This window comes from Mycolicibacter sp. MU0102 (assembly GCF_963378105.1).
Taxonomy (GTDB): domain Bacteria; phylum Actinomycetota; class Actinomycetes; order Mycobacteriales; family Mycobacteriaceae; genus Mycobacterium; species Mycobacterium holstebronense.
On record NZ_OY726398.1, the window covers coordinates 1259438 to 1274079 of the forward strand.

Annotated in this window: 13 protein-coding genes and 1 pseudogene; 10 read left to right on the forward strand and 4 right to left on the reverse strand. The window is 67.8% G+C overall.

What is annotated here, in order from left to right; all coding sequences use genetic code 11:
- Positions 1-30: 30 nt before the first annotated feature.
- A complete protein-coding gene (locus RCP37_RS05970) occupies positions 31-327 on the forward strand; it encodes a hypothetical protein (protein WP_308486032.1) in 297 nt (98 codons plus the stop codon).
- An 8-nt stretch (positions 328-335) separates the two neighbouring features.
- Here the strand turns inward: RCP37_RS05970 and RCP37_RS05975 are convergent, their stop codons facing one another.
- On the reverse strand, positions 336-1013 hold the full coding sequence (locus tag RCP37_RS05975; RefSeq protein ID WP_308486957.1) for a TetR/AcrR family transcriptional regulator: 678 nt from the start codon (positions 1011-1013) through the stop codon (positions 336-338).
- A gap of 124 nt (positions 1014-1137) precedes the next feature.
- On the opposite strand from RCP37_RS05975, the gene RCP37_RS05980 reads away from it, so the two are divergent.
- Both RCP37_RS05980 and RCP37_RS05985 read left to right on the forward strand, forming a co-directional pair.
- Positions 1138-1563 carry an MmpS family transport accessory protein gene (locus RCP37_RS05980; protein WP_308486033.1) on the forward strand — a complete coding sequence of 142 codons (426 nt, stop codon included), beginning with the start codon at positions 1138-1140 and terminating at the stop codon, positions 1561-1563.
- Positions 1560-4457: an MMPL/RND family transporter gene (locus RCP37_RS05985; protein ID WP_308486034.1), complete on the forward strand. Its 2898-nt coding sequence runs from the start codon at positions 1560-1562 to the stop codon at positions 4455-4457. The genes RCP37_RS05980 and RCP37_RS05985 overlap by 4 nt, the downstream gene beginning before the upstream one ends.
- On the opposite strand, the gene dapD is transcribed toward RCP37_RS05985, so the two are convergent.
- The gene (gene dapD, locus RCP37_RS05990; RefSeq protein WP_308486958.1) at positions 4454-5407 is read right to left on the reverse strand and encodes a 2,3,4,5-tetrahydropyridine-2,6-dicarboxylate N-succinyltransferase; all 954 of its coding nucleotides are present in this window, start codon (positions 5405-5407) and stop codon (positions 4454-4456) included. The genes RCP37_RS05985 and dapD overlap by 4 nt on opposite strands.
- A gap of 26 nt (positions 5408-5433) precedes the next feature.
- Between dapD and dapE the strand changes: the two genes are divergently transcribed.
- Positions 5434-6513: a succinyl-diaminopimelate desuccinylase gene (gene dapE / locus RCP37_RS05995; protein ID WP_308486035.1), complete on the forward strand. Its 1080-nt coding sequence runs from the start codon at positions 5434-5436 to the stop codon at positions 6511-6513.
- Here dapE and RCP37_RS06000 read toward each other — a convergent pair.
- Complete coding sequence (locus RCP37_RS06000; protein WP_308486036.1) at positions 6503-8542, reverse strand: AAA family ATPase; 2040 nt, start codon at positions 8540-8542, stop codon at positions 6503-6505. The genes dapE and RCP37_RS06000 overlap by 11 nt on opposite strands.
- A 46-nt stretch (positions 8543-8588) precedes the next feature.
- On the opposite strand from RCP37_RS06000, the gene RCP37_RS06005 reads away from it, so the two are divergent.
- A complete protein-coding gene (locus tag RCP37_RS06005) occupies positions 8589-9152 on the forward strand; it encodes a cytokinin riboside 5'-monophosphate phosphoribohydrolase (protein WP_308486037.1) in 564 nt (187 codons plus the stop codon).
- 32 nt (positions 9153-9184) lie between these two features.
- A complete protein-coding gene (fadD6, locus tag RCP37_RS06010; RefSeq protein ID WP_308486038.1) occupies positions 9185-10972 on the forward strand; it encodes a long-chain-acyl-CoA synthetase FadD6 in 1788 nt (595 codons plus the stop codon).
- A 29-nt stretch (positions 10973-11001) separates the two neighbouring features.
- Here the strand turns inward: fadD6 and RCP37_RS06015 are convergent, their stop codons facing one another.
- On the reverse strand, positions 11002-11781 hold the full coding sequence (locus tag RCP37_RS06015; protein ID WP_308486959.1) for a DUF2127 domain-containing protein: 780 nt from the start codon (positions 11779-11781) through the stop codon (positions 11002-11004).
- A 17-nt stretch (positions 11782-11798) separates the two neighbouring features.
- Here RCP37_RS06015 and folP point away from each other — a divergent pair.
- From folP to RCP37_RS06035, 4 genes and pseudogenes are all read left to right on the forward strand, one after another.
- Positions 11799-12708 (forward strand): annotated as a pseudogene (gene folP, locus RCP37_RS06020) (dihydropteroate synthase).
- Positions 12705-13652 (forward strand): glucosyl-3-phosphoglycerate synthase, encoded by a 948-nt coding sequence (locus RCP37_RS06025; protein WP_308486039.1) that lies wholly within the window; start codon positions 12705-12707, stop codon positions 13650-13652. The pseudogene folP and the gene RCP37_RS06025 overlap by 4 nt, the downstream one beginning before the upstream one ends.
- 50 nt (positions 13653-13702) lie before the next feature.
- On the forward strand, positions 13703-14014 hold the full coding sequence (locus RCP37_RS06030; protein WP_308486040.1) for a DivIVA domain-containing protein: 312 nt from the start codon (positions 13703-13705) through the stop codon (positions 14012-14014).
- The gene (locus tag RCP37_RS06035; RefSeq protein WP_308486041.1) at positions 14011-14586 is read left to right on the forward strand and encodes a DNA-3-methyladenine glycosylase I; all 576 of its coding nucleotides are present in this window, start codon (positions 14011-14013) and stop codon (positions 14584-14586) included. Before RCP37_RS06030 ends, RCP37_RS06035 begins: the two co-directional genes overlap by 4 nt.
- The last annotated feature ends 56 nt before the right edge of the window (positions 14587-14642 follow it).

A 14642-nucleotide genomic window follows, 5' to 3' on the forward strand; every position in this document is an offset into this window, starting at 1 on the left:
TGCGCGAATCGAAACCAGAAGGGTGGTCCCGTGAAGCCTAGGAACCGATTCAGTCTCGCCGCTGTCACCGTTCTCGCCTGCGCGACGGTCTTACTCGGCGGATGCTCGGCGGTGGACAAGGTCATCAACAAAGGTGGCGACACCACCTGCGGAGAGTTCAACGGCCACACCGACGAGAAGCAGCGGTCCGAAATCTCCAAGATGCTCAAGGACAGAAAGGGCGGCGAACCCTCGAACCTGGAGCTGTCGGGAACGCAGGTGGCGGTCAGCGCTTACTGCAAGACGATCGGGAAAGACAGCGACAAGATCAGCAGGGCGATGCTGTAACGCTCATCTCATTCGCGGCTGCGGTCACCGCAGGGTCCGGCCGGTTCCCAGCTTCGCATCGCGCACTGGACGCCGTCGTCATCGAGTGCGGCCACCGGCAACGGCGCTTGGTCACTGCGACAGCGCATCCCGTCGACAAAGATGGCCACAAAACGGCGCCACAGGTCAGCGTTGACATGGCCGGCGAACTCGCTCACTGTGCCGGCCAGAAGACCGAAGATCGGCATGTCGGTATCGGACAGTTCGGGGCGCAGGCGACCGTCGCTGCGCGCTCGCTCCACGAGCCTCTTCTGGACGGGTATGAGCCGCTCCTGCGCCGCCGTCACGCGATCGCCGCCGTAGGACTTGCTGAAGGCGATCTCCCGCAATCCTCGGTCGGTCGCGGTGATCTCACACAGCTGCTCGACGTACCACACGAACCCCTGCCAGGGATCTGGTTGTTGCAGAGCTGATTCCGCCAGATCCGCCAGCTGGTTCAGACCGTCTACGAAGATCGCCTCGAGCAGCTCCTCCTTGCTGGCGAACCTTCGGTAGACGGTGCCTACTCCCACACCCGCATGGTGGGCGACGTCGTTGAGATTGGGCTCCAGGCCCTTGCTGGCAAACAGGTCGCGGGCCGCCTCCAGGATGCGCTTCCTGTTGCGCTCGGCGTCCTTGCGCAACGGGCGGTCCGTCGTCTCACTCACGTTCACCTGCCAAGTGTAATGGGCGCAACATCAAACCGGATTGACTTAATCCGCTTACATAGTTAGCTTAGCTACCTGGAGCGGAGACGGCGACCGGCCTGGTCAACGTCGGGGAAGGCGGACGATGAAAAGGCTGATCAGCCGGGTTTGGCTGCCCGCTTTGATCGTGGCGGCAGTCGCGGCAGGAGCCGTCACCGTCGCACAGCTGCGGACCGTGTTCGGTGCGCATCCGGTCGTGGTGACCGACTTGTCCTCCGACAACGCCGAGGACTTCAACCCGAAGTTCGTGAAGTACGAGATCTTCGGTTCGGGCACCACCGCCGTCATCAACTACATGGACCTCGAGGGCAAGCCGCAGCGCGTCACCGATGTGGCGCTGCCGTGGACCCTGACCCTGCAGACCACCTTGCCCTCGGTGATGCCCAACATCCTGGCCCAGGGCGACGGCGACAGCATCAGCTGCCGGGTGACCGTCGACGACGAGGTCAAACAGGAAAGGACGGCTACCGGAGTGAATGCCGAGACCTTCTGCTTTGTGAAGGCCGCGTGAGCGCGCCGACGGCCGGAGCGCCGACCGAACCCATTCCGGCAGCGCGTCACGCCGCGCGCCCGGGGTTACCCCGATTCATCCGCAAGTTCGCGGTGCCGATCATCCTGGCCTGGATCGCGTTCGTTGCCGTGCTGAACATCGTCGTGCCGCAGCTTGAGGAAGTCGGCAAGATGCGTGCGGTGTCGATGAGCCCCAACGACGCACCGTCGATGATCGCCACCAAGCGCGTCGGAAAGGTGTTCCAGGAGTACGACACTTCCAGCTCGGTGATGATCGTGCTCGAAGGCGACGAGCCGCTGGGCGCGCAAGCACACGAGTTCTATGACCAGATGGTGCGCGATCTGCGCGCCGACACCACCCACGTGCAGCACGTTCAAGACTTCTGGGGCGACACACTGACTGCCAAGGGCGCCCAGAGCGCCGACGGCAAGGCCGCCTACGTTCAGGTCTACATCGCCGGTGACCAGGGCGAGACGCTGGCCAACGAGTCGGTGGACGCGGTGCGCCACATCGCCTCCGAAGGGCCCGCCCCCGCCGGAGTGAAGGCCTATGTGACGGGCCCCGCGGCAACAAGTTCCGACCAGAACCACGTCGGCGACAAGAGCATGGAAACCATCGAGATGCTCACCTTCGCCGTCATCACGGTGATGTTGCTGGGCGTGTACCGATCCATCATCACCACACTGATCGTGCTGCTCATGGTCGTCTTCGAGCTGTCGGCCGCCCGGGGGCTGGTGGCATTCCTGGGCTTCCACAACCTGTTCGGCCTGACGACCTTCGCCACCAACATGCTGGTGACGTTGGCCATCGCCGCCTCCACCGATTACGCGATCTTCCTGATCGGTCGATATCAGGAGGCGCGCAAAGCCGGCGAGGACCGAGAAACCGCTTACTACAGCATGTTCCACGGAACCGCGCACGTGGTGTTGGCCTCCGGGCTGACCATTGCCGGGGCCACGTTCTGTCTGCACTTCACGCGGCTGCCGTACTTCCAGACGATGGGATTCCCGCTGTCGATCGGCATGGTGATCGTGGTCGCTGCGGCCTTGACCCTGGGGCCCGCAGTCATCTCGGTGTGCAGCCGCTTCGGCAAGATTCTCGAGCCCAAGCGCGTCACCCGCTCGACCGGGTGGCACCGGGTCGGTACCACAACTGTCCGCTGGCCCGGGGCGGTCCTGGTGGCCGCCGTCGCGGCGGCGCTGGTCGGTCTTCTCGCGCTGCCCGGGTATCACACGAGCTACAACGATCGCATCTACCTGCCCGATGACGTCGCGGCGAACGTGGGCTACTCAGCGGCGTTCCGGCACTTCTCCCAGGCGAAGATGAACCCGGATCTGATGATGATCGAAGCCGATCGGGATCTGCGTAACCCCGCGGACTTCTTGGTGATCGACAAGATCGCCAAGGCCCTCAAGAACGTGCACGGCATCGCCCAGGTGCAGACCATCACCCGTCCCGACGGGGATCCGATCAAACATTCCACGATCCCGTACACCGTCGGCCAGAGCGGCACGGCCCAGCTGATGAACAACGACTACATGCAGACCAACCTGGATAACCTGCTCAAGCAGGCCGACGATCTGCAGGCCAGCATCGACTCGATGACCGAGATGATGAGCATCCAGCAGGATCTGGCCGAAGTGTCGCAGCGGATGGCCGACAAGATGTCCAACACGGCGGTCGACATCGGCGAAATGCGCAACCACATGGCCGATTTCGACGATTTCTTCCGGGTGTTCCGCAACTACTTCTACTGGGAACCGCACTGCTTCGACATCCCGATTTGCTGGTCGTTGCGGTCGATCTTCGATGCACTCGATGGTGTGGACACCATGTCCGCCGACTTCGACGAGATCGTGCCCGACATGCAACGCATGGCCGAGCTGATGCCGCGGATGGTCGCGGTGATGCCGGCGCAGATCCAGTCCATGAAGAATCAGAAGCAGACGTTGCTCAACCAGTACCAGGTGCAGAAGGCCCAGCAGGACCAGAACATGGCGATGCAGGAGAACTCCACCGCGATGGGCGAGGCGTTCGACACCGCCAAGAACGACGATTCGTTCTACCTCCCGCCGGAGGCCTTCGACACCGCCGACTTCAAGCGCGGCATCAAGCTGTTCATGTCGCCGGACGGACATGCGGTGCGGTTCACCATTATTCACCAGGGTGATCCGTTGACGCCGGAGGGAATATCGCGCATCGAATCGCTCAAGGTCGCGGCGGCCGATGCGATCAAGGGGACGCCGTTCGAGGGATCCTCGATCTACCTCGGCGGCAGCGCGGCGATGTTCTACGACATGCAGCAGGGCGCCAACTACGACTTGCTGATCGTTGCGACAGCCGCACTGATCCTGATCTTCATCATCATGATGGTGCTGACCCGCGCCGTGGTCGCCGCGACGGTGATCGTCGGCACGGTGGTGCTCAGTCTCGGTTCGGCGTTCGGTCTGTCAGTGGTGCTGTGGCAACACATCGTCGGCATCCCGTTGCACTGGATGGTGTTGCCGATGTCGGTCATCGTGCTGCTTGCCGTCGGCGCGGATTACAACCTGCTGCTGGTCTCGCGCATCAAGGAGGAGATCCACGCGGGCCTGCACACCGGGCTGATTCGCGCCATGGTCGGCACCGGTGCCGTGGTCACGGCGGCGGGTCTGGTGTTCGCCTTCACCATGGCCTCGATGGCGGTCAGCGCCTTGATCGTGATCGGCCAGGTCGGCACGACCATCGGGCTGGGCCTGCTCTTCGACACCTTGATCGTGCGGTCGCTGATGACACCGTCGGTCGCCACCCTGCTCGGGCGCTGGTTCTGGTGGCCGCAGGTCGTGCGTCCCCGGCCGGTTCCGCAGCCCTGGCCGCAACCGATTCAGCGCGACCCGCAGGAGGCGCTGGTTTAGTTGGCGTGCAGGTCTTCGTTGAGGGCGATGCCCTGGCCGTCCCGGGCCACCACCTCGACCGCGCCGGTCTGCGAGTTGCGGCGGAACAGCAAGTTGTTGCCGCCGGCCAGATCGCGGGCCTTGGCCGTGCTGCCGTCGGGCAGGGTGACCTTGGTGCCGGCGGTGACATACAGTCCGGCCTCGACCACGCAGTCGTCGCCCAGCGGGATGCCCAGCCCGGCGTTCGCACCCAGCAGGCAGCGCTTGCCGATCGAAATCACCTGGGTCCCACCGCCGGACAGCGTGCCCATGATCGAAGCGCCGCCGCCGACATCGGAGCCGTCACCGACCACCACGCCCGCCGAGATGCGGCCCTCGACCATGGAGGCGCCCAGCGTGCCGGCGTTGAAGTTGACGAATCCTTCGTGCATCACCGTGGTCCCAGACGCCAGGTGCGCACCGAGGCGCACCCGGTCGGCGTCGGCGATGCGCACGCCGGACGGCAGTACGTAGTCGACCATGCGGGGGAACTTGTCCACCCCATAGACCGTCACCGGGCCGCGGCGGCGCAACCGGGCGCGAGTCGACTCGAAGCCCTCGACGGCACAGGGCCCGTAGTTGGTCCAGACCACGTTGGTCAGCACTCCGAACAGTCCGCCGGCGTTGAGCCCGTGCGGCGCCACCAGTCGGTGCGACAGCAGGTGCAGGCGCAGGTAGGCGTCGTAGGCGTCGACGGCGGTGTCGTCGAGCGACCCGATAACGGTGCGCACCGCAACCGTCTCGGTGCCGCGGTCCTCGTCGGCGCCGAGCAACCCGGCCAGCTCGGCGGGCACTTCGTCCGCGCCAAGGCGGGTGGTCCCGGGCTGGCCCGAGCCGCCCAACTCCGGTGCGGGAAACCAGGTGTCGAGCACAGATCCGTCCGCGGCCAGCGTCGCTACCCCGACGCCCGAAGCTCCAGTCACGCTGGTCAGGCTACTCGGACCGCTAAACTGAGTCCGTGCTGGACCTGCACTCCGACCCGATTGCCCTGACCGCGGCGCTGGTGGACATCCCCAGCGAGTCGCGGCACGAAGCGCTGATCGCCGACCAGGTCGAAGCCGCGCTGCGGGCGCAGGCGCCCGGCTTCGAGATCATTCGCGACGGTGACGCGGTGCTGGCCCGCACCCACCTGGGGCGCCCGAATCGGGTGCTGCTGGCCGGGCATCTGGACACCGTGCCGGCGGCCGGCAATCTGCCCAGCCGGCGCACCACCACCGCCGACGAGGGTGACGTGCTGCATGGTTGCGGCACCGTCGACATGAAATCCGGCGTCGCCGTCTTTCTGCACCTGGCCGCCACCCTCACCGAGCCCGTGCACGATCTGACCTGCGTGTTCTACGACTGCGAGGAGATCGAGGCAGCCGCCAACGGGCTGGGCCGCATCGAACGCAACCTGCCGGACTGGCTGGCGGCTGACCTCGCCATCCTCGGCGAGCCCACCGGCGGCTACATCGAGGCCGGCTGCCAGGGCACACTGCGGGTCGTCGTCACCGCGGCCGGCACCCGGGCGCATTCGGCGCGGTCCTGGCTGGGCGACAACGCCATCCACAACCTGGGGGCAGTGCTGAATCGGCTGTCCGCTTACCAGCCGCGCAGTATCGACATCGATGGCTGCGTCTACCGCGAGGGCCTGTCGGCGGTGCGCATCGACGGCGGGGTGGCCGGCAACGTCATCCCCGATGCCGCGAGCGTGACCGTGAACTTCCGCTTCGCCCCGGACCGCACGCCCCATGAGGCGCTGATCCACGTGCAGGAGGTTTTCGACGGCCTGCACGTCAAGATCGAGCAGACCGACGTGGCCGCCGGCGCCCTGCCGGGGCTCACCGCACCAGCCGCCGCCGCGCTGGTGGCCGCCGCTGACGGACAGGTTCGGGCCAAGTACGGCTGGACCGACGTGTCCCGGTTCGCCGCTCGCGGCATCCCCGCGGTCAACTACGGCCCCGGTGATCCCAACCTTGCCCACACCGTCGACGAGCGGGTGCCGGTTCAGCAGATCAGCGCCGTGGCCGAGCTGCTGCGCGGTTTCCTCAGCCCCTAAGCCGCGCCAGCGCGGTCCGGCCGAACGCGCAGTCGACCTCGTCGCACAGCCGGCTCAGCGAGTCGACGGCCCGGGCATCCCCGAGCTGGGCGGCGGTGTCCCAGGCCTGCAACGCCACCGCCGACTGCCCGGTGCGCTCGGCCATCCGGGCGGCTTCGCGGGCCGCGGCGATCGCCCCATGCTGATCGCGCATACCGGCCCGTTGCCAAGCTCGCGCCACCCCCAGCTCCGGAGCGAACAGCGCCGACTTGGTGCCGTGCCGGGATTCGGCCCGGCTCAACGCCTTTGCCGCGCCGGCGATGTCGGCCTGGCGGGCCAACGCAGTGGCCAGCAGCGTCAGCGACAGCGGCCCCCACGAGTAGCCGGTGCGTTCCAGCGTGGCCGCGGCCGGTGCCAACATTTTGGTCGCGGCGTCGTACTCTTCGGCCGCGATCAGCACCTGCGCCACCAGCACCTCGCCGATCGCCCGGCCAGGCTGGGACAGCTCGGCGAAATCGGTGAACTGCCAGGCGAGCTCGCGCGCCTGCGCGAGTCGATCGGCCATCAACAGTGCGGTGATCTCGGCGAGCCCGACGGTGAATCGCAGCACCCCGGGATGTTCGGCGTCCAGCGCACGGCGCGCTAAGGGGCCGACGTCGTCGAACCGGCCGGATCGCGCCGCGCACAGGGCTGCGGCGCTGCCCGCCCAGGCCACCGCCATGTCGTCGGCGGCCGGGTCGGCAAGGACCTCGGTGGCGGCCTGCACGGCGCGGCCGATATTGCCGGCATTCATCGCGAAGGTGGCGCCGAGCGCATCCAGAGTGATGCGCGGGGCCGCACCGGTCACCCGGCCACGCGTGGCCGCCAGGAAGGCGGTGGCGCGTTCGGGCTCGCCCAGCATGAAGAACTGATTGGCGGCCCGCGGCAGCGCCCAGGCCATCAACTCCGGCTCGCTGAGACCGGCCGGGTCGACGGCCGCCAGTACCCCGTCGGCGTCTCGCCCGCGGCCCTGCCAGCCCAGCGCGTGCGCCAAGGCCAGTCGGGCCGCCAGTGCGTCCGACCGATCCAGGGCGTGACGGGCCAGCCGCTCACCCAGTTGTAGGTCGCCCAGCCGCAACGCCTGCTGGGCGGCGTCCACCACCTCGGCGACGGGCTGGGGCGCGGCGCTGTCGGCGGCCAGCGCCGCCAGCCGCAGCTGCTCGCCGACGTGTGCGCAGGGCCGGGCTGCCAGCGCGCCCACCACTTCGGTACGCCGGGCACGCGCCTCGTCGACTCCTAAAGCCCCGCGGGCCCGCTCGGCGAACAGCGGGTGCGCGGTGTAGACCACCGGGTCCGGTTCGCGGCCGCCGCGAGCGCGGGTCTCCACCGCGCCCAGCTCCTCGGCCCGGCGGACCGCGTCGGCGCTGGTGAGGCTGATCAGATCGACCAGCGCCAGTGGCTCGAAGACGGCCAGGTAGTCCAGCACCGTACGGGCGTCGGTCGGCAACCCCGCCACGAAGGCGTCCACGTCGCGACCGGCCTCACGCACCGCGCCCACCTCGTCTAAGGCGGTGACGTCGATGCGAGTCAGCAGATCGTCGCCCCACAGCGCGGTGATCGGCGGCGGAGGCGCAGGGGCACAGTCCGCACGCCCGGTGACGATCACCCGGGCCGTCCCGGCCAGCGCCACCTGGTAGACCAGCGTCGCCGACAAGATGTCGAGCAGATGGGCGTCGTCGACCACCAGCAGCAGCTCGCCCCCCGCCTCGACCAACGACGCGCGCGCCGCCCGCAGCAGTGCGGCAGGCTTGCCGATGTCGTCCACCGCAACCAGATGGCTGAAGGCGCCGAACGGCACGTTGCGCTCGGCGGGGGTGCCGATCACCCAGCACACCCGGGTCCCGGGATGGCGGTCGGCGTAATCCTCGGCCGCTAACCGAGCCAGGGTGGACTTGCCGCACCCGTCGGGACCGAGTACCACCGCGCCGGCCCGGGCCCCGCCGGGATCGAGTGCTGCGGTGAGCTGATGCAACGCCGCCGAATGCTCGGGGACGTTCCACCGGATCGGCATCGCCGAGAGTTTACGGTCTGAGCCAACGGCCCGATAGCCTTTCGGTGTGCGGTCGAGCGAATGGGCGGTCTGTGTCTACTGCGCGTCGGGCCCCAGCGATCCGGCCCTGCTGGCGCTGGCCGCCAAGGTCGGTGCGGCAATCGCCGAGCGGGGTTGGACGTTGGTGTGGGGAGGCGGCAACGTCTCGGCGATGGGCGCGCTCGCCGTGGCCGCCCGCGAGCGCGGCGGACATACCGTCGGCGTGATCCCCAAGGCGCTGCTGCACCGCGAGGTGGCCGATGTCGACGCCGACGAGCTGATCGTCACCGACACCATGCGCGAGCGGAAACAGGTCATGGATGACCGCGCCGACGCTTTCCTGACCCTGCCCGGCGGTATCGGCACGCTGGAAGAGCTGTTCGAGACGTGGACTGGCGGGTATCTGGGCATGCACGACAAAGAGGTGGTGCTACTGGATCCTGATGGCCATTACGAGGGGCTGTGGACATGGCTGTCGGGACTGATCGACACCGGTTTTGTATCCCGGCGTGCGATGGATCGTCTGCTGGTGTTCGGCGAGATGGAGGCGGCGCTGGACGCCTGTTCACCCGGTACCGCCGGTACCGGTTAAGCTCTCGATTTTCGGCGAAATGAGGCGATAACGTGTCCGACCACGACTCCGGCACCGTCACCCAGGTGGGACTGGTCGACATCCTGTCCCGTACCCCCCGTCTGTTGGCCGACGGACCGACCATCCTGCGCGGGCTGTGGACCGGGCTGCGAGCCCGCCCTACCTCCAAGGCCTCGATCGGCAAGGTCTTCCAGGACCGCGCGGCTCAAGTCGGTGATCGGGTCTTCATCCGGTTCGGCGAGCAGCAACTGACCTACCGCGAAGCCAACGAGACCGTCAACCGCTACGCCGCCGTACTGGCCGCGCGCGGCGTCGGCCACGGCGATGTCGTCGGGATCATGCTGCGCAACTCCCCGGACGCGGTGTTGATGATGCTGGCCGTCGCCAAATGTGGCGGGGTGGCCGGCATGCTCAACTACCACCAGCGCGGTGACGTGCTGGCCCACAGCCTGGGCGTCCTGGGCGCCACGCTGCTGGTTGTGGAGTCCGACCTGGTCGATCCGGTCAAAGAATGCGGCTGCACCGACGTGCCGGTGACCATCGAGGAGTTCCGGCGGCTGGCCGCCACGGCACCGGACGGCAATCCGGCCTCCGTCAACGCGGTACTGGCCAAGGACACCGCGTTCTACATCTTCACCTCCGGTACCACCGGCTACCCCAAGGCCAGCGTGATGACGCACTATCGGTGGTTGCGTGCGCTGGCGACGTTCGGGGGCGTTGGGCTGCGGCTGCGCGGCAGTGACACGCTGTACTGCTGCCTGCCGCTGTACCACAACAACGCGCTGACGGTCGCGGTGTCGTCGGTGCTCAACGCCGGTGCCACGCTGGCGCTGGGCCGCTCGTTCTCGGCCTCGCGGTTCTGGGACGAGGTGATCGCCGCGGACGCAACGGCGTTCGTCTACATCGGCGAGCTCTGCCGGTATCTGCTCAACCAGCCCGCCAAGCCCACCGATCGTGCGCACAAGGTGCGGGTGATCGCCGGCAACGGCCTGCGGCCCGAGATCTGGGACGAGTTCACCCACCGGTTCGGGATCAAGCGGGTCTGCGAGTTCTACGCCGCCAGCGAGAGCAACAGCGCCTTCCTCAACGTGTTCAACGTGCCGCGCAGCACCGGCGTCTATCCGCTGCCGCTGGCCTACGTGCAGTACGACCCCGACACCGGCCTGCCGCTGCGCGGCGCGGACGGCTGGGTGCAACGGGTGCCTGCCGGCCAGCCCGGGCTGCTGCTGAGCCCGGTGAACCGGTTCTCGCCGTTCGACGGCTACACCGACCCGGAGGCCAACGAGAAGAAGCTGGTGCGCAACGCCTTCCGCGACGGCGACTGCTGGTTCAACACCGGTGACCTGATGCGCCCACAGGGCATGGGGCACGCCGCGTTCGTCGACCGGCTCGGCGACACCTTTCGATGGAAGGGCGAGAACGTCGCCACCACGCAGGTCGAGGCTGCGCTGGGCATCGACGATGCGATCGAGGAGTGCGCCGTCTACGGCGTCGAGGTGCCCGGAACCGGTGGCCGTGCCGGGATGGCCGCGGTCAAACTGCGCGACGGCGCGACCCTGGACGGGCGGGGGCTGGCCACTGTGGTCTTTGACCAGCTGCCCTCCTATGCGGTGCCGCTGTTCGTGCGGGTGGTGCCGTCGATGGCCCACACCACCACATTCAAGAGTCGCAAGGTGGAGCTGCGCGAGGAGGGCTACGGCGGCGGTGGGGCGGTCATCGAGGACCCGCTGTACGTGCTGGCCGGCCGCGGCGAAGGCTACGTGCCCTTCTATGCCGACTACCCCGGCGAAGTAGCCGCCGGTAAACGTCCGCAGGGCTGACGTCGCGTGCGGCGGCCTAGCCGCCCGCGCTACGACCTTGCGCCGGCATCCGTTTCGTCCAGGCTGGCCCGTTCGACGCTGAGTAGGCTCGCGGTCTCATGGGCTTCTCGGTAGGCCCTGGCGCCGCCGTTGCACCCGAACAGTCGTTTGCTCCAGAGCAGCCAGACCACCGCGGCGACATTGATCGACAGCGCGACGACGCGAAGAACCGTGATCTTCTCTGACAACTCGTAGATCTCCAGAGGAAGAAAGACGCTGGTCGCGACGACCGCGAAGTATTCGCCCCACCGTTGCATCAGCCACAGCCCGACCGCTTCGACAAGCTCGATCGCCGCATAGGCCGCCAGTGCCGCGGCGATCCACAGCAGCGTCGACGACGACAAGGCGAACGCCTGGGCGATGTGCCGAATCAGCTTCGAGTTGTCCGGATCCCAACCGATCTGATCTGCCAGTGGTTGCAGCAACGGCAAGTCTCGTTCGAAGGCGTCCTGCAGGCGTTCGCGTGATCCGCTGACCTTGAACACTCCAGCCGCTACCAACATAAAAATCAGGCAGCGAACCGCGCGCTCTACCGCAAGTGCTCGCATCAAGATCCGGTCGCGCAGCATCGGACCCCGGGGAATCTCCGGCGCTGTGTCGGCTGGGCCGCTGCCGCGGGGAACCCCCACCACGAATGTTTCGCAGCGCAAACACCGCCATGCCTCGCCCACGGGCGTATCGGCCCGCAGTCGCCGCCGAAGTTCCGGCTCGTCGGGGGCGAACGTCGCGTGCCCTCGCAGTCCGCACGCGCAGAGCGCAAAATCCACCATGTGAGCACGGTAGTGTCCTGCGGCCCGTAGGCCACCAGGCACCATGGAGCAGTGCAGTCCCACTTCTGCGGTCGTCCGGTGGCGGCTGACCGAGCGCTGATCATGGCGATCGTCAACCGCACCCCCGACTCGTTCTACGACGCGGGCGCCACGTTCACCGACGAGGCGGCCAAGTCCGCCGTGCACCGCGCCGTGGCCGACGGCGCCGATGTCATCGACGTCGGCGGGGTCAAGGCCGGGCCGGGGGAGACCGTCGACGCCGACACCGAGACCGCCCGGGTGGTGCCGTTCATCGAATGGCTGCGCAGCGCCTACCCCGACCAGCTGATCAGTGTGGACACCTGGCGTGCAGAGGTGGCCAAACGCGCCTGCGCGGCCGGTGCCGACCTGATCAACGACACCTGGGCCGGGATCGACCCGGACCTGCCGGCGGTGGCCGCCGAGTTCGGGGCAGGGCTGGTCTGCTCGCACACCGGAGGCGCGAAACCGCGCACCCGCCCCTTCCGGGTGAGCTACGGCACCAGCGTCGACGGGGTGGTGAAAGCGGTGATCAGCGAGGTCACCGCGGCCGCGGAACGGGCGGTGGCGGCCGGGGTGGCCCGGGATCGGGTGCTGATCGATCCCACCCATGATTTCGGCAAGAACACCTTCCACGGGCTAGCGTTGTTGCGACATACGGAGGATTTGGTCGGTACCGGATGGCCGGTGCTGATGGCGCTCTCCAACAAAGACTTCATCGGGGAGACTCTTGGAGTGGGTCTCACCGAACGACTGGACGGAACATTGGCGGCTACCGCGTTGGCGGCGGCCGCCGGAGCCCGGATGTTTCGGGTTCACGAGGTCGGGCCGACCCGGCGCGTACTGGAGATGGTGGCATCGATCCAGGGCGTTCGGGCCCCGACCCGCACAGTAAGGGGACTCGCATGACCGACCTGGTCTCGGCGCCGGGCGACACTCGGCTATCCGGGCGCACCTGGACTCGGCCGCATTGGACGGTGGCCGAGCTGCTGGCGGCCAAGGCCAAGACCGGTCGCAGCGTCTCGGTGGTGCTGCCCGCGTTGAACGAGCAGGCGACCATCGAATCGGTCATCGACAGCATCACACCGCTGGTCGACAACCTGGTCGACGAACTGATCGTGCTGGACTCCGGCTCCACCGACGACACCGAGATCCGGTCGATCGCGGCCGGCGCGCGCGTCGTCAGCCGCGAACAGGCCGTCCCGGAGGTCGCACCGCAGCCCGGTAAGGGCGAAGCGCTGTGGCGGTCGCTGGCGGCCACCAGCGGCGACATCGTGGTGTTCGTGGATTCTGACCTGATCGACCCCGACCCGATGTTCGTGCCCAACCTGGTCGGGCCCCTGCTCACCGGGGACGGCGTTCACCTCGTCAAAGGGTTCTATCGGCGGCCGCTGAAGGTCAACGGCACCGAGGAACCCACCGGTGGTGGCCGGGTCACCGAGCTGGTGGCCCGACCGCTGTTGACCGCGCTGCGCCCCGACCTGGGTGCGGTGATCCAGCCGTTGGGCGGTGAGTATGCGGGCAGTCGTGAACTGTTGGCGTCGGTTCCGTTCGCGCCCGGCTACGGCGTGGAGATCGGGCTGTTGATCGACACCTACGACCGGTTGGGGCTGGAGGCGATCGCCCAGGTCAACTTGGGCGTGCGGGCGCACCGCAATCGCCCGTTGGCCGAGTTGGCCGTGATGAGCCGCCAAGTCGTCGCCACGTTGCTGTCGCGCTGCGGCGTCCCGGATTCCGGGGTGGGCCTGACCCAGTTCGTCGCCGACGGCCCGGACGGAATGGATTATCTGCCGCGCACCACGCCGTTGTCGCTGGTCGACCGGCCACCGATGAACACCCTGCGCCAGCGCTGATCCGCTCGGCACCGCCCCTCATGTCGGTGCAATGAGGCACTATCGATGCCGTGACACTGGTCTTGCTGTATCTCGTTGTGCTCGTGCTCACCGCGTTGCTGCTGTTCGGGGTGGCCAGCACGCTGTTCGGTCGGGGTGAGCAGCTGCCGCCGCTGCCGCGGGCGACGACGGCGACCATGCTGCCGGCCTCCGGGGTCACCGGTGCCGATGTCGAGGCGGTCAAGTTCTCCCAGGTGCTGCGCGGCTACAACACCGGTGAGGTCGACTGGGTGCTGGAGCGCCTCGGTGCCGAGCTCGACCAGCTTCGCGGCGAGCTCGCCGCGGCGCAGGCGGCCGCCGAGACGGCGGCGGAGTCGCGTTGAGCGGCGTTCTGGACGACGGCCAGATCCGGTGCGGCTGGGTCGACGGCGCCTCGGTGCTGTACCGCGACTACCACGACCAGGAGTGGGGACGCCCACTGCGGGACTCGGCCGCACTGTTCGAGCGGGTCAGTCTGGAAGCGTTCCAGAGCGGACTGTCGTGGCTGGTGATTCTGCGTAAGCGGGACAACTTCCGGCGGGCGTTCGCCGATTTCGATGTGGAGACCGTCGCGCGTTTCACCGACGCCGATGTGGCCCGGCTGATGGACGACGCGGGCATCGTGCGCAACCGGGCCAAGATCGAGGCGACGATCAGCAATGCCCGGGCGACCATCGACCTGGGCGCGACCGATTTGGCGGACCTGTTGTGGTCATTCGCCCCGCCGCCGCGTCCGCGCCCGGCGGATCTGTCGGCAATTCCGGCCGTCACGCCGGAATCGACGGCGATGGCGCGCGAATTGAAGCGTCGCGGGTTCCGATTCGTGGGGCCCACTACCGCGTATGCGTTGATGCAGGCCACGGGCATGGTCGACGACCACGTCCGGGCATGTTGGGTGCCACCGGTAACCGCCTAGATCCTTTAAAATGCACTACGGAATCGGGTCTTGTGCACGCGCCGTCTCCGATAGGG